This is a genomic window from Candidatus Nitrosocosmicus sp. FF01 (assembly GCF_047711275.1).
Lineage (GTDB): Archaea > Thermoproteota > Nitrososphaeria > Nitrososphaerales > Nitrososphaeraceae > Nitrosocosmicus.
Genome location: NZ_JBLNIG010000001.1, coordinates 904,283 through 931,280, shown reverse-complemented (window position 1 = coordinate 931,280; position 26,998 = coordinate 904,283). Strand labels below are relative to the sequence as shown.

Sequence of the window (26,998 nt, the reverse complement as noted above, 5' to 3'; positions counted from 1 at the left end):
ATGATATAAGTACACCTTAAATAACAATGACGAATCTAATATTTATTGAGTAATCAAAATGGTCAGACTTTATCTGATAAGGCTTTGTTTGACATGGTTCGTTCTGACTTTAATATAACAAAGAAGAAAATTTATTTGAATAATGGTTCTATTAGTCCTCTTCCCATTTCAACTATCAAATCTATCACAGATTTTTGTATCCGCTACTCTGAAACTGGCCCTGATTCCCCAGATTTTAACGATTATCTCGATACCCTAAAATACGAAGTAAGACAAAGGATAGCTGATCTTATCCACAGTAAGGCTGATGAAATCATTTTCACCCAAAGCACTACTGAGGGGATTAATATGATATCAAATGGCATTATCTGGAAACCAAAGGAACACATCCTCATAAGAAATTCTAGAAATGAACATTTTTCTAATTATTTGCCCTGGTTGAGAGCTGTTGGAGATTATAACTTAAGATTGAGCACCTTTCCATGCGTTAGCGTGGAAAGTACAGGTAGCTCGTTAGTTAAGGAATTCGACGATACATTTCCTAGACATACCTATCGATTGGTATCAACTAGTCATATAATGTATAACAATGGCTCGATCACACCAGTAGCATATCTTGGCACGGTTATTAAAAATAGTAATAAGTGTACATTCTTTTCAATCGATGGGGCACAGAGTGTGGGCGCCATTGAAGTTAATGTAAAGGATATTAGATGTGACTTTATGACATTTCCCAGTTTCAAGTGGGTATGTGGGCCTTTGGGATTGGGAGTACTATACATGAAAAAGGAATTAATGGATGAATTGAAACCAGTGGATATTGGTTCGGGTTCAGCAGAAATAATGAAACCCAAAGTTGGAAAAGTCTATCAAGCTAAAAAAGATGAAGCTTACGAAAAGATTAAATTCAATAAATACCCTGAAAAATATCACGCTTCATTTAGAAATTTTCCTGGACTTGCTGGATTAGAAGCATCGTTGAGATACTTGTTAAGAATAGGAATATGTAAAATCCAAGCGAGGAATAAGGTCTTATCAACAATATTGAGAAACGATCTTTCAAAGTTGAAGGAATTACTAATTCATGAAGCAGATGAAGAAGAGTACAGATCAGCTCTAATTTCCTTTTCCTTCAAGAAGAAAAGTAATGACAGAGTTCAAAAGCTAAATCTCAAGTTACAAGAACAAGGTATAATCCTAGCTGAAAGGGAAATTGGTGGACGAAAAATTTTGAGAGCATCTCCTCACTTTTATAATTCGGAAGACGAGATTCAAAGAACTTGTGAAGTAATAAAATCACTAATTAATACTGTCTTATAAAGAAGGTGGGAGCCCAGCTATCAAAGGTCTTTCTTGCCTTGCCCTTCTATAACTATCATTGTCAATGTGGAGCGAACTTTATCTATTTTGCGAATCCTCCAAGTAATTATTTCTCTTAATTTATCCATATTGTCAGACGAGACTCGTACTATTATGTCGTAAACTCCAAATACTCCATTCACCTCAACGACTTCTGGTACTTCTTTAATTTTCCTTATTATCTCACTCTCGGATCCCAAATCACAATTTATCAAAACATAGGCTGTTGGCATGTCTTTAGGATCGAATATGAATTATTAAACGTTTTTCATTCTCTGTTGTATCTAAATTTCAAAGTATTTTGAATTATAAGACAAACACAATTTACAATAAATGAGTCCACTTTTGCATATAATTCATATACCCTAACTAAAAAATAATCTATAAAGCGGGGGTCGCCTAGCCTGGTAGGGCGTGGGATTGCTAATCCCATGTTCGTAAGAACTCGTGGGTTCGAATCCCACTCCCCGCGCTTATCTTGGGGATTTATGCGACAATTTTAAATGCTATAGAAAAGCAATAGATGATAGAACGACAAATTTGGCGCATGCTAATAATCCTAATTTTGAAGGAAAGCAGCAGAAAGATATCCATTCTATAATCACTAAAAGGATAGACTCATTGACAAAATCAGACTTGAAAAAGGAATCAAAAAGACAAGGTGGTACTGATCTCATAGACAGAAGTTCTCAATCGAGTTTATTTGATTTCAATCCGCAGTAGCCAATAATTTGCTTCTGCTTAAGAATCTGTATCAAGTAAATATTTGGTATGAATTATATAATAAATCCACGTCGTTTCGTTAAGGTTTATAAGTAATTTTATCTATTTTCCGGCCATAATTAGCCATTGCTCTATATTTTTAAGGTTGATTGTAGTATAAGTAGTTAATGAGGTGAAAAATTGGAATTGTCTATCTCTGCTGCTCACGCTAGCAAAGCGCAACCGTCTTACTCTTCTTCCTTTTACTGCATAATTTGCAAGAAAGCTTACTACATAACTAGAAAAACAAAGTATAATCAATTAACTCGTAAGTTTATGTGTCCTAACTGTGGTAAATAGATTGGTCTACGCAGTAACGAAAATATCTAAAACCTGTTAAATTGAAGAGCATGGATATTAATCCATAATAGTATCTTCTCCTTTTTTATTATTAGCTAGTAATTCAGCTAGTTTTGGTGAATTTTTTTACTTCCATTGTTCAACTACGTTTACATTCTAATTTGCAATTTCTTTGATTTTGTTTCTAAATTCTCCTGATTGCTTAATTTTTTTATGGGATAAAATAAGTTATCTTCTATCACAACTTATGTATCTATAATAATTATTTTAGAAAAAATCTGGTGTTTATCCTCATTTGAATACATAGTGCTACAATGCGTAATGCGTATTAACGTGATTTTGATTGTATTTATAATTAAAACAATAGTTTAACAGTTAATACTATCAAATTATTCAATAGAGAATGAACTTGCTAGTCATTACTTTGCAGGTTAGATACTATGTCTCTAATTATTTGAATATTCAACTCAATTATGTAAAATTTTAATAATAAATGTTCTATACCAATACAATAGAATTATGAAAAACCAAAATACTTAAAAATTCTGATGTATTTTGATTGCTTACCAACAAAGCATGAGAGAATATTCGCAATAATGCCTATTATGTAAAGTAGAGGGATTAGGAAATGTTTGACTGCGAGCTATGCACAACAACAAGTTGCTAATCTCTTTCTCACTATAGTTAACTATTCATTATTTTTTTCCTTTAACCGTTACCTTTAATACTTTTTGGCAAACGTTATTTAGTATTCACCTGTGAGAAAAATTGAACTATTCGAGACCAATTATTAGTAAGAACATATATTCGTGAAAATTAAAAAATTAAGGAATAAGTGAAACTTTAAGAGCATATTATTCTTTGTTTAATAGGGGTGAAAAGTTGCTAAAGCATGCGATTGAAGATTTGATAAACGCTGCCATTATTACCAAAGCCAGGGAAGATTTAGCTGTTTAAAAATGACTTTAGGCTGTGGAATTTACGGGTCTCCGTTAAAGACTGAAAAGATGGAAAAAGAATGGCCAGTAAACAGAACAAGAACTCAGTTTGAAATAGGAAGGATCGCGGAAGAGGAAAAAGATGTTCAGCTCTTTGTTATGTGGTTGAGAAGTGGAAAATTCTACGGAGCTGAATATATGGATAAAACAGATAATTGAAAATGTTCTAACTAATAATGATAAGTGACATTGATTTTGATTATACGAAGGGCAGTTATATTGGTCCCTCCAACCCTCTAACAACTTACGACATACTGATCTCTAGAGGCTGTGACATGGTTAACCGATATGGTAAAATAATGGTTGGCTGTGCTACTGGGTATCTCGTCCAAATGATATCACAGCGGGAATACTTATGAAAAAATTGCTTTAAGATATTTCCTGTCTGTCCAAGAAAAAATAAAAGTAATGTTTCCTCCACAACTTGCAAGAATCATTACTATAGTATTAAAGTAATCATAAATCGCCAAAAACAATCAAGGGAAGAAAAAAGCATGAGCAAAGAACCAATCAGGTATAAATTAATTAGTTAATCCTTAAAGCTCTGAATGTTATTTTATTTTAAGAAAGTGGGTATCTGTAGTAATAATAGTAAAACTACGAGAAGTAAAACAAGAAAAGACAGCAGAGCAAAGTGTATAATTAAATTAGATATTTTAGACATTCTTGACGATTCGGGATTCTCACCAATAATTCCATATACTAATAGATTCCATTTATTTGCTGCTGGAACAGATTATAAGACTATGCTTCAAAAGCAGAATCCCTTATTTACAGCAAAATCAGCTGTTCTCGCTGCTAAAGAAAAGATAAACTAAGATCAATTGGATGACATACTAATGTTCCTAAATTACATGTCATTACTCTCTCAATCCAAATCCAACAAAACAAAAGAAAGATGGCAATAAAAGAAAATATTAATGATGAAAATACTCTTTGGAGGATACACGATGTATAGGTCTGATGGATTTGTGAAAAGGAGTTTGGATGCAACTGCAGAGGCAGTAGTAGGAATGTCCAGGATCATATCTAGAAACGTATTTTAAAAATAAAGGGTATGGAGAGGATAAATGCGATCGATAGATAAAAATGATGAGCTTGATAAATTAATCTCTTTAATCAACGAAGTTAAACCAGCTCAAAATAAGGACAATGAATTCGATATGTCAGATAATGATGAATCGATATCAAATTCAAAAATTACGAAATAAGAAAAGAAAGAGAATGATTCAGAGACAAAAGGAAATATTACTAACAATTCTGATCAACCCTCCCAAGCATTTATCAAGTTAAACCTTAAAAACAAACTATCAAGTCCTACATACCTAACTCCAAGTGACGTGAAATAAATTCATTCAATGGTTTTAGAAGAACCTGGTCAAAAATTCGCTATGTTTCATTAATGTAATATAACATGCCATGGTTTGTAGAATACTTCTGTTTAATATTATTTAAATTATGAATCCAATTCTTAAAGTGTATGAATCAATTACTCTTCATATTTTTATGAAAAGTACTTTAGAAGCTAACTGAGATCTAAAAAAGATATTAGTTGTATCAGAGGAAATACTGCCTCAGTATTCCCAACAAAGATGGTAAAGTGATAAAATTCATAGAGTGATTTTTGTTGGCCACTCTATACTTATGATAGTCGATGAGTTATCAGCAGTGAAGAAATGTAAGAGTTCCTTCAGACAGAACGCGGTTGTTTCTAAACCCGGTGATGGAAATTCAGTATGTCTCAATTTAGACTCTAAGGACGTCAATAAAAAATTTGATAGAGCTCAGAAAGTGAAAGCAACTGTATTAATGCCACCTATGAAAGCTTTTTGGGAGGACAGATTTAGTTGGTATAAGGATCTGTAAGGGCATATTTGTGAAACTGCAACTCACAAGAAAGACACGACCAATGAAGAATCTGAATAAGCCGCAAAGAAGCTTTTGAACGAATAAAAAATCAAGGAGCAAATTGGGTCGAATTTGCATAGTATTTCGCTTGCGGGATACATATGACTTAAAAAATGAGTCACTGTAAATTCGGATGTACCATAGAATTACTACATAATATTTTTATGTAAGAATTTACTATAATAAATGCAGTCATGAAGAATGGATCTTGACTCTTTATTTGAAAATGATGATGGATTTTTAAAATTTGAAAAGTTGAGAGGAAATTTTGATTGGTTTTATTCCAACTATGACGAATTAAGAAAGAATTACAAAAGTCAATATGTAGCAGTAAAAGAAAAAACAAATATTGATAATGATTATGACCTAGAGAGGTTGCTAAAGAGATTGAATTTATACAACTGTGACGAATCAATCGCCATTGAATATGTAGCTGGTTGATAAGATAAGATAAAATAATTGAACAAAAATATCATCCAACTCATACGAAATAGTTACCATAATATTAATACCATAAATATTGATTTTTTTTAGTACAGTTATTGCTTTTTTGTCTTCCAGATCCTTTAATATATCAAATGAGCTAAACTACAGCTAATTTGCCACTGCTTAAGAGTTAATCTCACATAATGGGTAATTATCTAAAATTAAGTTGAATTGAATTAGTTGTTTAGAGAATGTCTATTACTTGAAAATTTCTTTGCTCTTTCTGTGATCCTATTATGTTATTATTTGCGGAAACGCAAGGCATAGAATAAATGATGTAGTAAAAATCACAGCCAAAAGAAAAGATAGGTACCCCAGGAAATTCATAACATTTCATCCATATCCTTGGTTGTTCTTATTTTCAGATTAGATACTGTTGCGGGCACTATACCTATAAGCATTACATAGAATGCGCACCCACCATCTACCAAGAATTTATTTATTGAAAAAAAATTGTGTTATTCAGGTCAATGATTGGGAGCAGGATAGGAGTGCTACGATAGAAATCACCTATTCGGGATAAGTACGTAATCAATCATCTCAACCTTTCTTTCCTCTTTATTGACAATAATTTAAACTAGTTAACTATCATTACTATTCTTGCTATTCAGTCTCAATTCGGAGAATACAGCTAATATTTAATTAAAAGATGGATGGTTATAGTATACGGTGTATTCTGTACCAACTGATATATGTTAAGCATTACAGGACGAATAATATGGCTTGCTTGTCAACTATCACCATACTAGGCATGTCCATACATCTATCCTGTATCTTTTATTCTCTTAATCTTCTTGGTAACTTTATTATTATTATGCGATTATTCTATTTTCAATCAAATATCTCAAACTGAAAATTCTATTCGAATGACAGTTAAGGATCTTAATTGATGTTTTGTAATTCATTTGGTTTATATCAAATCAAATATAATAACAAACCATTACTTAGGTCGTTCGTTCATATTTTTTATATAATACAACCCCCAAGATAACCTAATAGATTCGAATCCCACTCCCCGCGCTTTATTCTTGAATTTATATTAAGGCTTGATCAGTCCGACTAAGAACGATTAGATCAATGAACAAAGTATCCAATCAAAAAGGAACCTAATACTTTGACGATCAGTATGTTTCGTACAGAAAATCAAACTGAAAGTTTGATCACCCTTGTTGCCTCAACGCTTAGAACAATAGGTGTGTCATGGATAAGGTTGACGCACAAGTTGACATAGCCAAGTTAATCAAGTTAGCTCTCGGTTCTTATTATAGTCAACACTGATCGAACTTTGTCCATTTTTCTTATCTTCATGGCAATGATCTCTTTTAATTTATCCATATTGTCTGAGGAGATTTTAACTATCATGTCGTAAACTCCAAACACTCTATTTACTTCCTCAACTTCAGGGATTTGTTTAATTTCTTCCAAAACTTCATTCTCAGATCCTAGATCACAACATAACAAGATATACGCCGTAGGCATACTAATTGAAATATTGCTAAATTATAAAGACTTTGTTTAGGTCAGAAAGTTATAACCTGAATGGGAAAAATATAGTTATGAGAGATAGGTCATCTAACATTGGGGATGAAAAGAACTACCTGAGACATTAATGGTTTTTTGCGAGTCATTAATTTACAGATCAAAGATTCAGGTCTCAACCAAATAAAAAGAGTTGTGTGACTTCCCGATTAATGAGATTTTCGGAATATTAATTTACATCATTTTTGAATCATTAGATTTTTGCAGTACACTTTAAATCGGTAATAGAATTCAAATCAAGGATTGAGCAATGGTAACATACGGTTATCTCCCAGTCCCCAAAGAGATAAGAACATTAATATCCTCTGATTTTAGATTTAGCATGTGTAATCTGTTGATTATATTTCGACGTTACCCGCATAAAGGGTCTTCATAAAACTAATATTGATACATTTTTCTTATTATGTGAAGAGATATTTTTCAGTTTTTCTTTAATATATATCATCTCCCTCTTTTGCGACTCTTTTGCGACTCGGATTCATTATTCGCCATTCATGTAAAATTAATCCCACCTATATGCAATGGGTGCTCGTCCTAGAAAAACAATTTTTCTAGATGAAAGATAAATAGTTGTAGAGTATACCTGAGACGATTAATACTTTAAAATTTCAGAGACGAAAGATGTCAATTCTGACTGTCTCTTTTTGTAAAAGTACTATTTGATTTAAACGACTAAATCCTGCCCTGGATTCTCCTTTCGTAGATCATAGTCAGGCAACTAAAATCAAGAGATCGATTTCTGATCATACTCTTTATTACCATTACACTACAAATTTAGGAATTATTTTTGGAAAAACAATAAGTATGTCATAAGAAAGGTATAAAGGGCTTAAATCAATCTGTTTCTTTGTTTCTCACCCGTAATCCCTGCAGAGATAATTTGGATACTAGTTATCAACAATGCAATTCCAATTAATATTCCTGCTAATGCAAGCCCTATACCGGGATAGGCAATCACCACTATCGCCAGAACTATGGATAGTATTCCGACACCAATTCCGAAATATTTAGACCACTTACTACTTTTGACATCTTTAATAGAATGGACAATTCTGGATATTCCATCTATCAATAGTGCGATACCCAGAAGCAATACAACGAATATTCCTGCTCCCACTGGATACATGAGAGCCACTATAGAAACAATAACTACTATTATGCCTAGTCCAATACTAATAAATCTACTTTTACCAGAAAAAACAATACCACTTACTATTTTTTCTATTCCCGCAAATAACAACAAAAAGGCTAGGAATATAATTACTGATATGGATCCCAAAATGGGATTAATCAATACAATAATTGACAAAATTAGGATTATTATCCCTAACCCGATCTGGGCCATTCTTACCCATGATGGTGATTTTTCAACAGCCATTCAATTTTTCACCTTTCTGGTTGTACCAAAATAACGAAATTGTATACCTAAGTTGTGGTCGTCATATACTTGAGCAATAATTTCTCTAAATGGAAAGTATTTCATTTTTATCCCATTACTTCTATGGAGATCCATTATTTAATTTTTTTATAACATTAATATATAATTTGGTACCATGATATCATTTATGGTAGAAACTATACCCTTTCTTCTATTATGATCCCGTAATAATCTCATTGTTGAATAACTATCGGTATTAACTAATTTTAGTAATTGTTTATCAACATATGATTGTTATTGTTTACAACGGTTATTACGTCCATGCAATTTGATTGATATCCATGCCCTCTTTTTCAAAACTTCTTGTTTGAAGTATGCTCTTTGTTTGATCATTAATCTCTAGATTTTCAAACAATTTCTGTATTTTGATGTCACTTTTATCTAGGTGATTTAGACTAGGAAATTCTTTTATAGAGCAGCAATCACTGTATAGAAAGGAAAAGATTATGAAAACTATTATCATAGGTTTGATCATCGGGCTTTCTATTATCACAACCATTTTCTATGTGGGCACAAGTAATGCTCAAACAGGAAACGCCAGTGAAACCGCAAATACCTCACTTACTAATACTTCAAATTCAGAAGCTGATGCTCCAATTTCAATAAGTATTCCGGTTGAAAAGGGATATGTGAATGGAAATTTATCATACTTTATTAGTACGGATGCTTCAGAGGAAATGATTGTTTCATCGGTAACAAATACAACTAAATTTAAAGTTAATTACGCACCTACCCTGAGTAATACTTCAGAAATTTCTCGTCAGCAGGGTTATGTTTTTGTAAATGGGATAATCGGAAATGGGACATTCCAACATCAGTTACCAGTTGCTTCTGCTAGTGGTGGAGAAGAAGGCTATAGTCCATTATTTGAAATCAATTATGTGAAGTGGAATAATGACACAGAACCGAGAATATTAAAATCCACTAGTGAGATTTTGGATGCCGAAGCAAGGGGCGAGCTTACCATTGAGAAATCTAACATTGTCATCAATAGTCCAGCGGTGGAAATCGAGTAAGGATTATTAGCTAGTGTGTTTACTAAAAATAGTTCATCCCAAATAATTTTTTTGAACAACCATATGTTATGCCCGACCAATTAAGATTGCTAAATAATACAACATATCATTAGTATCCATTTATTAGTTAAAAGTTTAATAATCCTGTAGAATATCCGAAGTAAAAGGGAATAGTTGCATCCGATTTACTTCTTTATCGCATTAATTTTTGCTATATCATTTGCAAACCTTTTGATTATTTTTGCTGATTCGGATGCTAAAATAATTTACTCCAGTTGGATGCTTATAATAAATTCAGCCATAGCCTCGGCCCTTTCAATATTTGCAATTCTTAAAGAAAGACACAGCATCAAAAAAGACAAGACCGCCGTATACTTGACAATCGGGCTAATCTTTTACTTCTTAGCCAATATAGTTTGGGGTTACTATGAGTTAGTACTAGATATTGTATCACCTGTGCCTTCTCTAGCCGACCTTTTCCTCATGTCTGCATATGGATTCTTAATATTTCGCTTAATAGTAACATACAAGAACTTAGATAAAGTAAGCAATAAAAACATAATTTACATTATAACGATAGGAACCGGACTATTTCTAGCATACATTTTGAATTTAACTCTGAGCTTGACAGAGATTTCCAACTTTAGAGGGCTCATGCTCTTTTTGGTCACAATCACTTATCCAATTTTAAATTCAGTTCTTACTGTTTTGGCCTTGACAATATTGTTGAATCTCAAGAATGAAAAAGAAATGTCAATTCCCTGGATTTGTGAGCTTATAGGTCTTTTGGCCATTGTAATCGGAGATAGCTGGTTTGCAATAATAGTATTAACTGCATTTGTGGACCAGATTTGGATTTCTGCAGTCCTCATATCTGCTCACTATTTGTTGATTTCTGGAGGTTTGATATGGTATATTCGTTACTCTAGTAATTGGAATTTAGACCGGCTCAAATTCAAAAACAAGTTTGTGGGCAACAATTCATTCAATAAGAAAGTCATTTCTGGACTAGTCGGAGGTGTATTAGTCTTCTCTGTAACATTGTTATTCGCTACAAATACCATAGAATTTTCTGATGACGGTATAGGTGTTTTACAAGCCAATCCTGATTCGAACATGGACAGTTTAGATTCCGATAATAAAGACGTCAAATTAATAGGTGCAATTGTGCCTAAGACTGGATCACTCTCTTCAATTGGAAAGCCTGTTATTGCTGCCCTTTATATGGCAGAAAAAGAGGTCAATGAATATTTTCAAAATATAAACTCCTCTTCTCGAGTTAAATTGATTTTAGATGATTCAAAGACCAGTCCACAAGAATCTCTTGCAGCAATTAAGAGGCTAGATTCCCAGGGAGTAAAAGTAGTAGTTGGGCCTGCAACAAGTACGGTGGTAGAAGCGGTTAAAGACTATGCAAACGAGAACAACATGACTTTGTTAAGTTATGCAAGTACCTCCCCGATCCTCTCAATTGCAGGAGATAATTTGTTTAGATTAGTACCAGACGATATCACTCAAGGAAAAGTCATGGCTGAGAAAATGATTAATGATGGTATGAAGGTTATCGTACCTTTTTGGAGAGGCGATATCTACGGAAATGCATTAGAAAACGCAACGACAGAACACTTTGAAAAATTGGGCGGAAAAGTTGAAGAAGGTATAAACTATTCGCCTTATACTGGCAAATTTGCTACAAGTTTGCACAGAATCAATTTTATAATGTGGAACCAAGAGTTGAAGAAATTAAATGAAATTGTATCTGAGGCAGTCGCCGAACATGGCCCAAATTCAGTAGGTGTCTACACCATTTCTTATGATGAAATAACACCAATACTGATACAAGCTCAGTTATTCGATAAACTTGGAAAAGTCAGATGGTATGGTAGCGATAGCATTGCAGAAAACCATCACATCACCAAGAACATAGACTCGTCGATTTTTGCCTCTCAAACTCATTTTGCCAATCCCTTATTTTCGATCTATAGTGATTCGGTAAAGTTATCTGAATTTGAGAGGGACTTGCTAGAATCAGATCATGGAAGCTCGATCACATATCCGGCATTAGCTTATGATTCGTTTTGGATTGCGGCAAAGTCGCTGGACAGATATTCCGACTCCACTGATAGTAATCGAAATAATGAAAATATTACAGACTTTAATCAAATTCTTACCGAGGTTTCAGAATCTTATGAGGGAATAACAGGCAGCATTGATCTAAACGCTGCAGGAGACAGAACAAGTGACAATTATGATTTTTGGTATGTTACCAAAGATAATACTACCCAGCATTACGAATGGCACAAGGAAAGTAACAATAGCACAACTACACACACTGTAACTCACTAAATCACTTTTGTTCCTCATAGATGCGAAGCTTTCAAGTCTCTTTTAACAATTTTAGTTGGATTTTAATTTGATGTTTCAATTTTGATCTCTCTTATATACTTGAATGTCTAGATCATAATAACTTGATGTCAAATATCATGAAATGCAAATGTGGATTAAGGGACATCATTAAACCCAAACATAATGAAACTGTGGAACAGTTTATGAAAAGAACAAAATGTCCAAGGTGTGGGAGTTTTGGAGTATGGAGGCAGCTCTCTCAGGACGAATACATGTGGGAAAAAGCAAGCCACTGATTGCATTTTTGGAAAGATTAAACTAGCCTTTTATTTTAATTGGATTCAGATTTTCGCTTTAAAGAATGGTCCTTCCTAATATGGGCCTTCAATAGATCCATGTCTCCAAAATTTTTACCACAATTAGAGCAATCGTAGGGCTTGGATACTTCATGAACTAGCACCTGATGATGCATTAAATGCTCTAATCTTCTGTATTTCTTTCCACAATCTGGGCAACAGTGCTTTTTTAACATAGAAAACATGACTATGAATCTCATAACTTTATCTGAGTATGATTGGACAAAATTTAAAACTTTTTGCAATTATCAAATTTGTATCCAGGTTTTTAACGTTTGACAATTTGTTTTCAACGACAATTTTGTGAATTAGCCAATATGTTCAATTGCCGCTTGAGAATATAAAAACAAGAAAATTTTATTTTTATTTATACACCAAATCAAACCTTTGCATTACTTAATATAATCTGCTCTACTGCTTGACTAAAATTCAACATTCCCTTTTCTCTCGCATATTTTTCCAATAATTTTATTTGGTCTGGCGTAAAGCAAATAGGCATTGTGCGTTTTAGGTCACTCATACGAATAAACTAAAAACCGTCTCGTATTAAAGTTTTTATTCCAAGCCAATATTGAATATTTGACTGATAGATTTGTGAACAAATGATTGTCTATGTTTGTAAATAGTGCCGCTAATTTCCACTTTAATTTCGACACATCAGACCAACCCTTCAATTTACATCATTATTAAGGATCCATTTCTCAAAACTATTATTGATTTTAAAACAAACACATGACAAGAAATGATCGTGTAAGACGATAAAGAATACAACGATTTGTAAAGAGAATCATCTAAATTAAATGGGTATATGGTTCCCAAGATAAGGAGAGATAATCACCAACTCCTATGATATTAGTATAAGAAAATTGACTCATAGTTTCAATAAGTAAATATTGAGTGGATCATTTCCAAAACTAATCCATACAAATAGTCATGATAGATAAGGATAGTGAAGAAAAAATTGCTCAAATAACAATAAAAGTCCAAACAAAGACTATGAATTATGTTTTTAATATGGTCTTTACAAGTTACTGTAAGATGTATCTAAGGAATTGAATACTATGAAGGTCATAAGTCATACTAAAGTAAGAAACATCCTCCTCATTTAATGAGCAAAGTGTCGATAATCGGATATTCTGCTATATATTTTCATCGCCTCTGAACTACATTTAAAACGCAGAGAATTGACCAATCGTAATGCATAACTTCTATAGACTCTATCCTAATCTACGAAGGTGTAGCATAGAAACGATTGCGACCAAATTGGGAGTGGTATTACGAATTCTTCCACCATGTGGCCCAAGATATACATGGCTCAAAAGGCAAAGATTATCCAAACGTGTGTGGAATATATGATATTGCAAACGACTAAATGGAAACCCTTGGATATAAGCATTTGACGAGATACCAATTTTTTTATTTCATAAAAATAATTAATAATATACTAACCAAAGCAAACAGATATTTTTGTAATAGATAACAAATCAATATAAAATCAAACAAGATATAAGAAAATCCAGCCAGAGAGTACTAATCAGGAATAATCTGAATTGCTTCCTCTAACAAAACATCTTGAATTAAACCTCAGGAAGGTACCGCAAGAAAGTTATGGCTATACTGACAACTGATAATCAATTCTACACTCAGATATGAGTTAACGATAGATCAAGTCGTACCTGACCGGGCATGTGATTATAATATTGAGAGTATTGGGATCGCATCATACCAAATCGGTTCATAAGATGTAAGTGTGGACTGGCTTATATGACCAAAGTGCTATCAGAATCATATCCATCTCTATTTCACTGGTCCAACCGCTATCAAGACTCCTTCAAACAGTGGTCAATCTCTCGTCCAAATGTATCAAAATCTTATCCGTTCAGAGTTTATGGGTGTTAGTTTTCCAAATTTTATGGGAAGGAGTTTGTTTTCTTTATAACTGTAAGTTTATATATAAGTATGTTAAGATTTTGGCAAAACGCATCCCACATGAAATCAAAATCAGGGTTCTTGAACAATGGATTTTTGGCATACCGGTTAATGCCATAGCTCTCTATACTGGTATAGGTTATGGTAGTGTATACAGAATCATAGAGTTGTTTAAATGCAAAATTCCAGACTTGGATGTGTTAAGAGCAGTTGCTGTGAAGATATACCAAGAAGGCTTGAGTCTTAGTGACGTGGCATTGGGCATAAGGATAAAAAAATTTGTTAGAACAAATGGGTTCTTCTGAGATAGAGATGGAAAAATTACTTACGGAAATAGATATTCATTGTTTCAAAGCGAATCAAACTTTTTCAAATTTTGTTAAAGAAATACATCAAGTTCATAGGTTCGCTATGGGACTAGGGATTTCTATTCACCAAGTCCCTGAATATATTGAACAAAAGAAAAAAGAATTACAATCATTGCAAATTGAACTAGAAAAAATTCATTCACTAATCCTAAAGAGAAAGATCGAGTATCATGGATTACAATAAATGCTAATCTATTTGGGAATAGTTCTTCAAGAATCCATCCCTTACAATGACGACAGTTCAAGAGAGTTGGCTAGGTATTCACGTGACTTTATCAAATGAGTAGATCATATCAATGATGAATATATCGGTAATTTACAGTATTCTTACCCTAACGAAATAAAATCAAAATGTCAGTTTTTCTTTATAATATTAATAACTAATGATTCTCCCACTTGCGGCTTTCCATAGTTCTCGTAATTACGTTTGGGCATGGTAATCGTAATGTTTGTTTGGGGGTAAGATTGTATAATCGTTTGTGGTTGAGCTCTTAACATGGCCTCCATAATAGGTTGCAATTGCTCCTTCATTTCTTTGTCAGGTATAGCTCGATTAATAGCCTCTAACATCATCTGTTGCTGTGATACAGGTTCTAACTCAATATCCTCGATCAAATTTAGAGTTACCGCAACTCCGTTATCACTTAAGCTCTTAATCTTGTAAACATTTTCTCTAAGTTCCATCAATTATTATAAATTTTCTATAAATATAATCTTAGTTGAAGTCAACTGTAAATTATACTATAGATGCCGAACCTATTGCGATTCCGGAGGAGCTTGACAGAATTCGACTAAAACACCGTTAAGAGATTTGGGGTGAATAAAAGTGATTTTTCGGCCATAAGAGCCTGTGCGTATATCCCCTAGGAATCTCATGCCTTTCCCTAAAGCATTCTTCACATCAGATTCTATTTCATCTGCAGTTATAGCTATATGATGTATACCCTCACCCCTATCTCTAAGAAATTTGCTAATTGGACTTGAATCATCCATTGGTTCAAGGAGTTCCAATCTAGTATCCTCCAAATTTAACATAACAACCTTTACTTTTTCCGTCGGAACTTCCTCAAAATCAATTTTATCAACCCGTAATATTTTTTTGTAATTTTCCAATGCTAAATTTGCATCGTTTACGGCTATAGCTATATGATCAATTCGCATAATAGCATTAGCGATAGAAGGAATATATATTTTAGAATCGGATTCACTAATTATTGTCAGCACCTGGGTCTCTATACTGAAAAATTGACAACATCTGTCAAATTATTTGCGCAATAAGAGATTGCAATTTTATCCTTAAAGTGGCCGATTACATAGTACATCAAAAACACTGCGATTGCCATTCAAGTGTTTAATTCTCCTTAATTTGCTATTTTTATAAGTTAACACACTCTGCTATGTGGAGTTAATTAATCTGGATTCGAACCTAATAACTAGACTGTTCTTCCAAGATAAATTAGATGTATCATAAACTCTATCGCCCGACAGTACTAAGAATGTGCAACTAATTATGTCTCTCTATGAAATTTGAGTTTTATGATTAAGCATATAGAAAAAACGTCAGAATTAGAAGATTTTCGACGAATCGTTATGACAAATTTCTATTTTAAAATCAGTCATACTAAAACAGCCATCATATATTTACATGATTTGTTACTCAAATAAAATAAACTTTGAATTACCAGACCACCAATGTATCTGATGGTTGATGCAAAACAAATCCTACTTCTAAATCTACATATCGTAGGGTTGTATCAAGGAGAGTATTCCTACTAAAAAAATTGATATGCCACTTCGAACAACACAGATGAATCTCCTAAATTTTCATGTGACTTGAGCGAGTATATAGCATGCCTCCGGGCATACTGTCAATTGCTATAGTTGGCTGTTGAAAATGCTAATGTTATGAGATATATATCAGTCGCTACCCTATTTTTAGGGAAAATAACGAATTACGAAGAAACGTATCCTGTGAGTGGGATCGACTTGTAATATATTTTCTCTGGTTTAATTTTTAGAATTACGCGTTGTTCATTTAAGTTCGTAATCGGATATTTGTCTAAGTTCAGGTATTTTTTTGCAAGTTTATTAAAGTGATCCTCTGCTCCATTCACTACCTTTTCTGTCACTAATCCCATTATAGAAGCTGTTTCGTATGGGTTTTTGGTGCTAATAATAGAGAGTGCTACTCTTTTGTCCGCCCGAGTGTTTCGCTCCTTAAGTCGGCCCATGACACTATTGATGATAATATTATGTTCTTGATCATAGTCTACCCAAACATGTGTTACATGAGGAGCACCATTAGGCATGATAGTTGCAAGAGAGGCGAAATTTCTTCCTTCCAAGAGCGTAATTACCCTTTCATCAAGCATTCCGGATCTTGTTCATTAATTGTTTATAATCCTATACTAAATTGAAAAATTAACATGTGTAAATTTATTGAGAAATACCATTATCTGATAATTATTTTAGAAACATTTTTCATAAACCTTTTAAGTTCAAAATGTGAAATTAAGATAATTGGGAATTCTAATAACTCTAATATTAATAGTGATTATTGCCCTGGTAGTATTGGGCATAGGCTGGACAAACTTCTTCTCAGCAATAATGAAAGGTGCCGATAAAGTAAAAGAGATACCAGTTGTTAGAAATATTACAGATACAGCTCAGATTGAAATAAACAAGATACTAAATAATGTGTCAAGCAACGTCGTTAATAACATAGGTAAATAGCCCGTTCGGTTTGAGACTAATAAAATATTTTTTTGATTTGATTATATATAGGAGTTAGATTCTCTGTCTATGTTCATATTCTTATGATTTATTGAACTCTGTTCTAGTATAAGTTAAAACGATTTACACTTTATTATAAAAAAAGTTAATGGCTATGGCCACAACCACAACCACCATGTCCGCTTGATCCCATGTTGCTACTTTGCTCTGCACAAGTAGGACATTTTGATTGTTGAGTCTCTGACATAAACATAGTTCCACAACTGGAACATTTCAATTTTAGAATACCTTCCATGATTAAAAAAATCCCCATAACTAATTAAAACTTATCGAAAATATTGATTTGAAGCTGGTAAAACTAATGAGAAAAAAAATTTTGATTTAAAAAAATGTTTGGCTAATCCTGACTCGGTTTCGCGTATTGGAGGTGAGTATATCGGCGCCTAAATCCAAAAGGTTTGAAGGGTTTTCCATTACCGTGATAGAATTTGGAGAAGAATTCGACATATAACAACCTCGCCCCCTGAATTCCGGGCTCGAAGACACCTAAGATGATATTAAACATGTGTCCAACGATGAGGATTACGAACCCTAATAATGCAAAAATTATCCCGTTATCAAGCACCCTGAGGAATACATGATCGATCACGTCCGCCAAAATGATCGAAGCCATCATAATTCCTATAAGCCTAGTAAATGAAAGGATGTGACTGATGATTGAAGGTAATTCCATCATGGCTCTGGTTCCTTCTCCATAAAACATTAGTCCAATCCCTCCGAAAATCAAAGCAAAGTAGATAGCCCCTGTAATACTGGCCATTGGATTAATGTTTTCTTGACCAATTAATGCAAGACCTATGAAGACAACACCCCAACCAAAGAGTAGCCATCCGATTTTTCCTATAGCGTGTCTCTTATTTCCGTGACTATGGTCATTTATTATACCAAGGATAAATCCAAACGATACCATTCCTAATCCGATATATCCGCTAATCAGCAATAATTTTCGAAGGCCCCATTGTGATAATGGATCAAATATTGTACCATCCTCAGGCAAGTGGAGATTTCCAATACTATTTAAGAATCCAAATAGATATTCGTTGAGATGGAATCCAAAGTATAGATTAAAACAAAAACCTAATACGATCGCTACAATGCAACCAGGTGTGATGGCCTTTGCTATCTTGACCATCTGAACAGGTTGTAAAATAGTCTTACCAAAATTTCTAAGCGGCTTGGGCATGATTGTGAAGTTCTTATGACCTCCTTCAATTCTCCAAATAACCCATCTTGATACAAGCAAAATAACTACCGCATAACCGAAATCAGCGAACATCATACCATAAAATACAGGAAAAACTAGAGCAAAAACCAAAGTAGGGTCAAATTCATTGCCCGATGGTAGAGAATAGAATCTTATAAAAGATTCATACACTCTTAGTTTCTTGGGATTCTTCTGCAACGTAGGCGGTACTTCATTTGTATCAAGAACAAACAAAAGTGTTCCTTCACTATGATTTTGAATTGCAGCTTTTGTTTCTTCAATCATTGATTTTGGAATCCACCCTTCTAGCGTGAATGTATCACGCGTCACACCCAGATTATCAATTACCTCGAGCCTCTTGTTTTCTATGTCTAACTGCTCTTCCAAACCCTTAAGCAAAGAATAATTCTTATTTGATATATCCAACAAATCAGCATCAATTTCGCTTAAATTCTTTCGTAACTGTGAAAGAGAATTGGTTAAATCCTCAATAACTTTGTCAGGTTTACCCTTTAAATTTGGTACAGCTTCCATATGAACTCCATAGAGGTTTATGATTGAAGCCAAGGCATTGGAAGGATAATGTGGCAAAACTACTAACACGAATTGTGTTACTTTTTCACCTTCCTTAGAATACAGAATAATATCCTGGTTATTTGATTCGAGTTTTTTCTTAAATTCTGGATACTTTTCAGTTGATACACGTCCAAAGAAGGATCTTGCGGATTTCAGATGCAGAATATTGAGATCTTCAGGGAAGAAAGAAAACTCGGTAATTAGTTTCATATTGTTTTCAGTATTCCTTATTTCAGTAAGAATGCTCTCTTTCTGTCTCTCCAAAGCTGAGACTCGGTTATCGATGTCTAATTTCCTCAATACATCATTTAACTCCTTTATAGAGCTGAATTTTACTTTTTCTTTTAACTGAGTAGGCGGTAGGACACTCAATATTCCGCGAATTCTTATCAATTGATCTGCAATATGTCTATGAGATTCGCTTTCCTTTTCATTACTCAAATAGGAAGATATTTCCTTTGAGATTGGTTCTATTTGTACTACACTCATTTCCTGCAAAACAGATACGATCTGTTGACGGTATTTCTTTAGCCCAAGAACAGCTATCTTGGACATGGATTCTGGCCTTAGTAATGTCAAGATCTTATCCCCTATTTTGTATCAGAAAAAATAATTTCAAATATTTCCTTTACCATCGATGGATCAAATTTGAACGATATTGTTTTAGACTTGTTTTCCGCTTCGCTTATAATTTTTTTTGCTTCCAATTCAGCTTTTTCACGGGCACTCTGAATACTTGATTCCACTAGTTTTCGTCCATCAGCTTCAGCCGCTTTTATAGAATCAGTTAACCCCTCTTCTAGTGATTTTATTTCAGAATGCACTTGCATTTTACGCTCATCTATTTCCTTTTGAACTCTTTCTTCTATCTCTTTAATCTGTACTAAAGATTTGATATAATGTTCTTGATCTGAAGACTGATCCATAGTTAGTTAACACCCAACAAATAATTGATAATAAACACCAATAAAATCACAGTAGCAACTATGTTTCCAATTTTAATCATACGAGTTATTTTGTGAAATTTTCTTTGATTATCATTTGAGAATCCTTCTCCATAATTCTTGTCATTCATGCCGTTAAACATTAATTTCAGGTTCAACCTCCCTCAATTCTTGCATTTCTCTTTCACCCATCTTTCTTTTTACTGTCTTCAACATTATAAAAGTGTCACGTTCAATCTCATCTAAACGAAAAGTAATGAATTTTACGGCATTCATTAATCTAGGAATGAAAACGTTCTCTATAGCATTGGACTTTCGTTTAGTCCTCTCTATTTCATACAATAACTTTCGCAGTGCTGTTTCTTTTTCGGCAACCTCTAATACAATTTTATGAATCTTATTGAATGAACTTATTGCCTCGTTTATAGATGTTGGTAGTTCTAGCAAATATTCTTCATAAACTTTGTTTTGCCCACCTTCTAGTCGTGGTATATGGACGCCCATGATGCTTTTGGATTTCACATTCAATTTACCCATCATAGGTAGCTTCATGGATTCATTCTCAAGCCTGATTGATCCGGCTAAAATTTCGGCCATTCTAATTGCTTCATATCCTTTTATTAGTTCCTTTTGTAAATTCTCCCGCATAGCAGCTGCGGTTTTACTTGTATTAAAGAATTCAAGGATCAGGGCCTGACGTTTCAATTTTAGTAATTTGAGTCCCTTTTTGGCGATCACTATCCTTCTCTTGGTTCGAATATATTCCAATCGGGTTGGTCTTATATCAGATGATGAGGGCATATTCTTTCTTATTCCTCGTTATCCGATTCAACTTCAAGAGATTTCTTTCTATATTTCGCAATAAATTCAGGCTTGATTCTTTTCATTTCAGATTCAGGTAAGTCAGATAGTAATTCCCAACCTATCCCCAATGTTTGTTCTATAGATCTATTTTCATCCACGCCCTGGTTTACGAATTTTCTTTCAAAGTTATTTGCAATGCTTAAGAATTTTCTATCGATTTCACTTAGAGCCTCTTCTCCAACTATGGCTGCTAATGCCCTTGCATCCTTACCTTGCGCATACGCTGCATACAACTGATCTGCGAGATTGCGATGATCTTCCCTTGTTCTACCGCTTCCGATGCCCTGATTCATTAACCTCGACAAACTTGTCAACACGTCTACAGGGGGTTGGATATTGAGTCGGTGAAGCTCTCTGCTCATAACAATTTGGCCCTCAGTAATATAACCCGTCAAATCGGGTATTGGATGTGTGATATCGTCAGCTGGCATAGCGAGAATTGGAATTTGAGTAACAGAACCCTTCCTACCCTTAATTTTACCTGCTCGTTCATAAATTGAGGCAAGGTCCGTATACATATATCCAGGATAACCTCTTCTTCCAGGAACCTCTTCTCTAGCAGCTGAAATTTCTCTTAAGGCTTCACAGTAGTTTGTCATGTCAGTTAGAATAACAAGGACATGCATTTCTCTTTCATACGCTAAAAATTCTGCTGTTGTTAATGCAAGCCTAGGAGTCAGAATACGCTCCATAGATGGATCGGATGACAAATTCAAAAACAAAACACTACGTCCCAAAGCACCGCTTTCTTCAAACTGTTTTACAAAAAAGTTGGCTTCCTCACTAGTTATTCCTATTGCCCCAAAAACTACAGAAAAAGATTCAGATGAAGCGAGTACTTTTGCCTGTCTTGCTATTTGAGATGCCAATAAGTTGTGAGGCAGCCCAGCCCCAGAAAATATGGGTAACTTTTGGCCCCTCACCAAAGTATTCATTCCATCGATATTGGACATTCCTGTTTGAATAAATTCGGATGGTTCTTCCCTAGAATATGGATTAATACCAGAACCAACGAGGTCGTACCTTTCTTTAGAAATTATTTTAGGACCGTTATCTCTTGGGTTACCCAAACCGTCAAAGGTCCTACCAAGCATTTCATCAGATACGGAAATCATTGCTGTTTCTCCAACAAATTTTGTGGATGTATTATCTGTGCCTAAACCATATGTTTGGCCAAATACCTGTACAACTGCTAATCCCTCCCGTGTATCTAAAACTTGACCTTTTCTTCGCTCTCCATTTGTTAGTTTTATTTCGACCATTTCTCCATATGCGGCATCTTTAACCCCTTCTATGAATATAAGCGGGCCAGCAATTTTTGAGAGATTCTTATAGGCAATCTTGGACATTTAGCGTGTAACCTCCATGATTAATTCTTTGAACTGTTGATTCATATTAGTTTTGATTTCCTCGACTTTGGGACCGACTTCCTCTTCCTTAGTCCACTTTATCATAGACAGTTCTTTCCTAGTGGGTAATGTTCCAATTCGGATTGATTGAACTCCTTTCTTGATAGCATCAGCTTCTAGTCTCCCAAATTCTAGAATGGTTTCTAACATCAAGTATTGCTTCTTAATAGAGGTATAAGTATCAACGTCGTCGTAGGCACTTTGTTGCAAATAGTCTTCACGAATTGAACGTGCTGTATCTAAGATTCCTTTTTCTGGTTCAGGAAGTGCATCGTATCCTATGAGTTGAACGATTTCCTGTAATTCAGCTTCTCTTTGCAAAATTTCCAATGCTTCTTTTCTTAATGCGGTCCACTGAGGTGAAATATTATTTTTATACCAATCATCCATATCATCAGCATACAGAGAATAACTTGTAAGCCAGTTGATTGAAGGAAAGTGTCTACGCGAGGCGAGATTTGCATCCAAACCCCAGAAAACACGAGTAACTCTCAGTGTATTTTGAGATACTGGTTCAGAAAAGTCTCCTCCAGGCGGTGAAACCGCTCCTACTAGAGTCAAAGAACCTACCCTCTGTTCTGGTGAAGTTACTATTGCTTTACCACCTCTCTCATAAAATTCAGCAAGTCTTCTACCCAAGTAGGCTGGATAGCCTTCTTCACCGGGCATTTCTTCCAGACGTCCAGAAATCTCTCTTAAGGCTTCAGCCCATCTCGATGTACTATCAGCCATCAAAGCGACATCATATCCCATATCTCTATAATATTCTCCCATGGTGATTCCAGTATAAATACTGGCTTCGCGAGCGGCGACTGGCATATTAGAAGTATTCGCCACCAATATTGTTCTCTCCATTAACGGTCTTTTAGATTTAGGATCTTCAAGTTCTGGAAAGGTTGTGAGAATTTCAGTCATTTCATTGCCTCGCTCTCCACAGCCAATGTATACGATAACATGACTATCTGCCCATTTCGCAAGTTGTTGTTGGGTCACAGTTTTCCCACTGCCAAAGGGACCTGGAATTGCCGCCGTTCCCCCTTTTGCAACAGGGAAGAACGTATCAAGAACTCTTTGACCTGTAAGTAACGGGGAAATTGGAGGTAATTTCTTAGATACTGGTCTTGGACTTCTTACCATCCACCAGTTTGATAATCCAACTGCCGATTTGCCTGTACTTGTCTTAATTTCGGCAACATTTTCATTTACAGTATATTTACCCTCCGAGATATCAGTTAATTTACCGTTAACACCAAATGGAACCATGATTTTGTGGTTAATTAATGGTGTTTCTTGAACTTCACCTATAATTTCTCCTTCACGAACTTCATCATTTTTATTTTTTAACGGGACAAAATCCCATTTCTTATGCTGATCTAATGCAGGGATTGTGACTCCTCTGCCTATAAAATCACCACTTTTTTCTCGCAATACATCTAATGGCCTCTGAATTCCGTCATAAATGGAAGTGAGTAATCCTGGGCCTAATTGTATTGACAATGGTCTCTTAGTATTGATAATTTTTTCGCCAGGTCTGATACCAGTAGTATCTTCATAAACCTGAATTGTTGCCTTGTCTCCTTCCAGTCTAATAATTTCTCCTAATAATCCTAATTCTCCAATACGTACTACATGATACATTTCTGCATCTTCTACATCAGTAGCCACCACTACTGAGCCAGAAATACGTGAAACTATTGAATTTGACATCTTACCTTATCTTTCACCCTTATGATCCCATTTTAATACTTTATCCCTAGTACACGTTTCGCTAATGCTGCTATTGACTCCTCATGAATCGCACCCTCTAGCGATGGCATAAACAGAACTAATGGATCAATCGAAGCTTCAATTTTAGATTTAGTAGTTTGTGAAAGAGAGTCTTGTACGAACTGACTTGCGATTACCAAATTGTATTTGTGAGAGGCAAACAATTCCTCCATCTTTTTTACGGCTTCATTTTTATCGTTGACAACAAATGTATCCTCAACCCCCAACAATCTATAACCCATCACAATTTCTCTTTCCCCGATTACTGCAATTGATTTTATGTTCTCAGTCTTTTTACTTGACATTGTTCGTTTACTCCAATACTAACATAGAGCTTATACGCTCTGGTGTCAAGTTATATCGTTTACCATATGCAATTCGCTTAATATTATCCCACTCAAATTCAGCGGTTATAATGAAATAAAATATAGGACCAATTGAGAGGGCAATATTTTTTAATTTTTTCACATAATAACGGTTAATGTATTTGTCAATGGCGACTTCAAAATCTACCAAATTTTGAGATTTTACATAATTATCCAGAAGATCCCCAAATTTGATAAACTCCTCGATTCTAGTAACAAAGTCTTCAACTGAATTTGCTGAAAAGATTTCCAACAATTTTTCAATTGGGATTTTGCCTTCTTCGATTAAATGCTTTTTTACCAAGTCACGTTCAAGTTTTGAATCCTTCCCTTTTAATAGGGTCAATATGTTTTTCTTATCGATCTGTGTCCTAAAAAGATCCCTGGCTATTCCTTCGTCGCCTTGGAAAAATTTTATACTTTCCAGCAAATTAGTGTAATAGAAAGACAAGAGTTCAGTCATCATAGGACTAATATCAGAAGTCTTTTGGTATGTGTCGAGATTTTGAATAAGTATTGGACCATATTTGTATTTCACTAATTGATTAACCACACCTTCCACTGTTGGTTGAGATAATATTATTTTCATTTCATCATGAGGAATGTTTCCTGCTGTAATACCTGCAGGGAAATTGCGACTAGATACCAGAAATGGCTCCGTCTCAGTAATAGTCCTTCCTATAACCTTTGATGATAGGATGAGTTCGATATTATGGATATCCCACTTTGAAAAATATGCCCTTATTGCTTGTTTTCCGCTAAATGGAGTGGCCTCCAAGGCAATCTTGTTAACTTCTACAAGATGTCTGTTGATTGCAACTTCTAAAAGCTCAGGAGGAGAGTACATTGCTGCTGCCCTATCGATTTCAGGGCCATACCATGTGGATTCTAATAGTCTCGATACTTCTCCAACATCCTCGGCTTTGACTAGAGAATCAATAAATTCCTTTGATAGAAAATTAATCGAAATGGCTTGCAATCTACCAAATGAAGATGAATAAGATGAAGTGGTCATGTAACTTTAAACCATTTTTTCGTACAAGAAATTCTTAATTTCATCTTCGTGATTCTCAAGTAGTTCCTCAAATGTAAGATCTAATTCACGCGTACCAGTCTTGTCGATAGCAATTATACCTCCAATGGTGCCAATATGGGTACCTACGTTAGCTTTTAGATCTTTAATCATTTGGTTATCACTTTCCCGGCAACGAACAGTGACATCATCACCAAGTTCTCGTTTGGCGAATAAAACCATTCGCTCCAATATTTTCGTATATTCAGACTTTTTGGTAAACGCCTTTAACTCATGCTTTATAGAATCAAAGGCCGAATCCATATTCGCATTAATCACGTCAAACAAGATTTTTTTTGATTCTAATCTAGCACTTTCTGTGATTCTAGAATATTCTCTCTGTGATTTGTTTTCCGCTTCACTTGCATATTTATCCTTGATATCCTTAAGTTTTTCAGCTTGTATGGCTTCTATCTTTGCTTTCTTGTCATCCAACAAAGAGTTTAGGATAGAAAGTTCTTTCTTTTTTCTATCCTGTATTTCTTCATCAAATGTGTTGAGGGCAGACATTTGATTTTGCATCTATTACAGTATACCCAACAATAGGATAATACCGAGCACGAATCCAATGATCCAAAGAGTTTCAGGGATGACGAAGAAAAATAAGACTTGACCAAATTTTTCTGGCTTTTCAGCTATAATACCCATACCAGCAGCACCAATTCCTTGTTGTGCATTACCAGTACCGATTAGACCACCTGCAATTGCAATTGCGGCTGCCACTGCTAGTAATGATTTGTTTAGTCCAGCGTCTCCTCCTTCATTCTCTTGTGCAAATGCCTCGGGGGTTAATAGCGTAAAAGCCAACAATGCTGCGCCTGCTGCTACAGGTATCATAAACAATTTTGAATAACGAGATTGTTTCATTAATAATTAAAAACCTCTGGTGGCATATTAATAGGTTTTTTAAAATTAACTCGATATCGCACCATTCCTCAACTAATCCGGTTATTTTGGATTTTTTTGGTAAAAAGCCCAACATAATATCCTTTTTTCATTTGATGATCTAAGTTGAATTTCGTAGAAAATATGTTACCATAATGCTGGGAACGAAATTTTGTAATACAGATTGAACCGTAATTATCATTTACAAAAATGTAACCTTAATTGGCAGAAGGCACAACAATTCAAATTTTATTTGAATTTCAAGTTACATGATCTTATAAAGTTACTTACTGATCAACTAAAATCATTGCGAA

27 protein-coding genes and 1 tRNA gene are annotated in these 26,998 nt (G+C 34.5%); 13 read left to right on the top strand and 15 right to left on the bottom strand.

What is annotated here, in order from left to right; all coding sequences use genetic code 11:
- Window positions 1–45 precede the first annotated feature (45 nt).
- Window positions 46–1,320: an aminotransferase class V-fold PLP-dependent enzyme gene (locus ACMT7R_RS05060; protein WP_415310416.1), complete on the top strand. Its 1,275-nt coding sequence runs from the start codon at window positions 46–48 to the stop codon at window positions 1,318–1,320.
- 20 nt (window positions 1,321–1,340) lie between these two features.
- Here the strand turns inward: ACMT7R_RS05060 and ACMT7R_RS05055 are convergent, their stop codons facing one another.
- The gene (locus ACMT7R_RS05055) at window positions 1,341–1,592 is read right to left on the bottom strand and encodes an Lrp/AsnC family transcriptional regulator (protein ID WP_415310414.1); all 252 of its coding nucleotides are present in this window, start codon (window positions 1,590–1,592) and stop codon (window positions 1,341–1,343) included.
- Window positions 1,593–1,747: 155 nt separating this feature from the next.
- Between ACMT7R_RS05055 and ACMT7R_RS05050 the strand changes: the two genes are divergently transcribed.
- The 7 genes from ACMT7R_RS05050 to ACMT7R_RS05020 all read left to right on the top strand — a co-directional run bounded on the left by ACMT7R_RS05050 (window position 1,748) and on the right by ACMT7R_RS05020 (window position 5,768).
- Window positions 1,748–1,831: transfer RNA gene (locus ACMT7R_RS05050), tRNA-Ser, on the top strand.
- Window positions 1,807–2,082: a hypothetical protein gene (locus ACMT7R_RS05045; RefSeq protein WP_415310412.1), complete on the top strand. Its 276-nt coding sequence runs from the start codon at window positions 1,807–1,809 to the stop codon at window positions 2,080–2,082. The genes ACMT7R_RS05050 and ACMT7R_RS05045 overlap by 25 nt, the downstream gene beginning before the upstream one ends.
- 1,298 nt (window positions 2,083–3,380) lie before the next feature.
- Window positions 3,381–3,578: a hypothetical protein gene (locus tag ACMT7R_RS05040; RefSeq protein ID WP_415310410.1), complete on the top strand. Its 198-nt coding sequence runs from the start codon at window positions 3,381–3,383 to the stop codon at window positions 3,576–3,578.
- 389 nt (window positions 3,579–3,967) lie between these two features.
- On the top strand, window positions 3,968–4,237 hold the full coding sequence (locus ACMT7R_RS05035) for a hypothetical protein (protein WP_415310408.1): 270 nt from the start codon (window positions 3,968–3,970) through the stop codon (window positions 4,235–4,237).
- Window positions 4,238–4,489: 252 nt separating this feature from the next.
- Window positions 4,490–4,630 (top strand): hypothetical protein, encoded by a 141-nt coding sequence (locus tag ACMT7R_RS05030; RefSeq protein ID WP_415310407.1) that lies wholly within the window; start codon window positions 4,490–4,492, stop codon window positions 4,628–4,630.
- Window positions 4,631–5,087: 457 nt separating this feature from the next.
- The gene (locus ACMT7R_RS05025; protein WP_415310405.1) at window positions 5,088–5,285 is read left to right on the top strand and encodes a hypothetical protein; all 198 of its coding nucleotides are present in this window, start codon (window positions 5,088–5,090) and stop codon (window positions 5,283–5,285) included.
- Between the two features lie 243 nt (window positions 5,286–5,528).
- The gene (locus tag ACMT7R_RS05020) at window positions 5,529–5,768 is read left to right on the top strand and encodes a hypothetical protein (RefSeq protein WP_415310404.1); all 240 of its coding nucleotides are present in this window, start codon (window positions 5,529–5,531) and stop codon (window positions 5,766–5,768) included.
- 1,290 nt (window positions 5,769–7,058) lie between these two features.
- Here the strand turns inward: ACMT7R_RS05020 and ACMT7R_RS05015 are convergent.
- Both ACMT7R_RS05015 and ACMT7R_RS05010 read right to left on the bottom strand, forming a co-directional pair.
- Window positions 7,059–7,292 carry an Lrp/AsnC family transcriptional regulator gene (locus ACMT7R_RS05015; RefSeq protein ID WP_415310402.1) on the bottom strand — a complete coding sequence of 78 codons (234 nt, stop codon included), beginning with the start codon at window positions 7,290–7,292 and terminating at the stop codon, window positions 7,059–7,061.
- 889 nt (window positions 7,293–8,181) lie between these two features.
- Entirely contained in the window at window positions 8,182–8,730 is a 549-nt protein-coding gene (locus tag ACMT7R_RS05010) for an HdeD family acid-resistance protein (RefSeq protein WP_415310401.1), read from the bottom strand.
- A 506-nt stretch (window positions 8,731–9,236) separates the two neighbouring features.
- On the opposite strand from ACMT7R_RS05010, the gene ACMT7R_RS05005 reads away from it, so the two are divergent.
- The 4 genes from ACMT7R_RS05005 to ACMT7R_RS04990 all read left to right on the top strand — a co-directional run bounded on the left by ACMT7R_RS05005 (window position 9,237) and on the right by ACMT7R_RS04990 (window position 14,989).
- Window positions 9,237–9,806 (top strand): hypothetical protein, encoded by a 570-nt coding sequence (locus ACMT7R_RS05005; protein WP_415310400.1) that lies wholly within the window; start codon window positions 9,237–9,239, stop codon window positions 9,804–9,806.
- 174 nt (window positions 9,807–9,980) lie between these two features.
- Entirely contained in the window at window positions 9,981–12,152 is a 2,172-nt protein-coding gene (locus ACMT7R_RS05000) for a penicillin-binding protein activator (RefSeq protein WP_415310399.1), read from the top strand.
- 2,326 nt (window positions 12,153–14,478) lie between these two features.
- Entirely contained in the window at window positions 14,479–14,742 is a 264-nt protein-coding gene (locus ACMT7R_RS04995) for a hypothetical protein (RefSeq protein ID WP_415310397.1), read from the top strand.
- Entirely contained in the window at window positions 14,729–14,989 is a 261-nt protein-coding gene (locus tag ACMT7R_RS04990; RefSeq protein ID WP_415310396.1) for a hypothetical protein, read from the top strand. Before ACMT7R_RS04995 ends, ACMT7R_RS04990 begins: the two co-directional genes overlap by 14 nt.
- Window positions 14,990–15,159: 170 nt before the next feature.
- On the opposite strand, the gene ACMT7R_RS04985 is transcribed toward ACMT7R_RS04990, so the two are convergent.
- From ACMT7R_RS04985 to ACMT7R_RS04975, 3 genes are all read right to left on the bottom strand, one after another.
- On the bottom strand, window positions 15,160–15,489 hold the full coding sequence (locus tag ACMT7R_RS04985) for a hypothetical protein (RefSeq protein ID WP_415310395.1): 330 nt from the start codon (window positions 15,487–15,489) through the stop codon (window positions 15,160–15,162).
- Window positions 15,490–15,561: 72 nt separating this feature from the next.
- Entirely contained in the window at window positions 15,562–15,966 is a 405-nt protein-coding gene (gene mce / locus ACMT7R_RS04980; RefSeq protein WP_415310578.1) for a methylmalonyl-CoA epimerase, read from the bottom strand.
- 791 nt (window positions 15,967–16,757) lie between these two features.
- Window positions 16,758–17,177 carry a PPOX class F420-dependent oxidoreductase gene (locus ACMT7R_RS04975; protein ID WP_415310394.1) on the bottom strand — a complete coding sequence of 140 codons (420 nt, stop codon included), beginning with the start codon at window positions 17,175–17,177 and terminating at the stop codon, window positions 16,758–16,760.
- A 178-nt stretch (window positions 17,178–17,355) separates the two neighbouring features.
- Between ACMT7R_RS04975 and ACMT7R_RS04970 the strand changes: the two genes are divergently transcribed.
- The gene (locus ACMT7R_RS04970; RefSeq protein WP_415310392.1) at window positions 17,356–17,538 is read left to right on the top strand and encodes a hypothetical protein; all 183 of its coding nucleotides are present in this window, start codon (window positions 17,356–17,358) and stop codon (window positions 17,536–17,538) included.
- Between the two features lie 397 nt (window positions 17,539–17,935).
- On the opposite strand, the gene ACMT7R_RS04965 is transcribed toward ACMT7R_RS04970, so the two are convergent.
- From ACMT7R_RS04965 to ACMT7R_RS04925, 9 genes are all read right to left on the bottom strand, one after another.
- Entirely contained in the window at window positions 17,936–19,957 is a 2,022-nt protein-coding gene (locus ACMT7R_RS04965) for a V-type ATP synthase subunit I (protein ID WP_415310391.1), read from the bottom strand.
- Between the two features lie 11 nt (window positions 19,958–19,968).
- Complete coding sequence (locus ACMT7R_RS04960; RefSeq protein WP_415310389.1) at window positions 19,969–20,304, bottom strand: hypothetical protein; 336 nt, start codon at window positions 20,302–20,304, stop codon at window positions 19,969–19,971.
- Window positions 20,305–20,457: 153 nt separating this feature from the next.
- Window positions 20,458–21,123 carry a V-type ATP synthase subunit D gene (locus tag ACMT7R_RS04955; protein ID WP_415310388.1) on the bottom strand — a complete coding sequence of 222 codons (666 nt, stop codon included), beginning with the start codon at window positions 21,121–21,123 and terminating at the stop codon, window positions 20,458–20,460.
- Window positions 21,124–21,131: 8 nt separating this feature from the next.
- On the bottom strand, window positions 21,132–22,535 hold the full coding sequence (locus ACMT7R_RS04950; protein WP_415310386.1) for a V-type ATP synthase subunit B: 1,404 nt from the start codon (window positions 22,533–22,535) through the stop codon (window positions 21,132–21,134).
- On the bottom strand, window positions 22,536–24,302 hold the full coding sequence (locus tag ACMT7R_RS04945) for a V-type ATP synthase subunit A (RefSeq protein ID WP_415310385.1): 1,767 nt from the start codon (window positions 24,300–24,302) through the stop codon (window positions 22,536–22,538).
- A 32-nt stretch (window positions 24,303–24,334) separates the two neighbouring features.
- Complete coding sequence (locus ACMT7R_RS04940; RefSeq protein ID WP_415310384.1) at window positions 24,335–24,667, bottom strand: V-type ATP synthase subunit F; 333 nt, start codon at window positions 24,665–24,667, stop codon at window positions 24,335–24,337.
- Window positions 24,668–24,674: 7 nt separating this feature from the next.
- Window positions 24,675–25,742, bottom strand: coding sequence for a V-type ATPase subunit (locus ACMT7R_RS04935; protein ID WP_415310383.1), 1,068 nt, complete (start codon window positions 25,740–25,742; stop codon window positions 24,675–24,677).
- A 6-nt stretch (window positions 25,743–25,748) separates the two neighbouring features.
- Window positions 25,749–26,321, bottom strand: coding sequence for a V-type ATP synthase subunit E (locus ACMT7R_RS04930; protein WP_415310382.1), 573 nt, complete (start codon window positions 26,319–26,321; stop codon window positions 25,749–25,751).
- A gap of 3 nt (window positions 26,322–26,324) precedes the next feature.
- Window positions 26,325–26,666: a hypothetical protein gene (locus tag ACMT7R_RS04925; protein ID WP_196777345.1), complete on the bottom strand. Its 342-nt coding sequence runs from the start codon at window positions 26,664–26,666 to the stop codon at window positions 26,325–26,327.
- Window positions 26,667–26,998 lie beyond the last annotated feature (332 nt).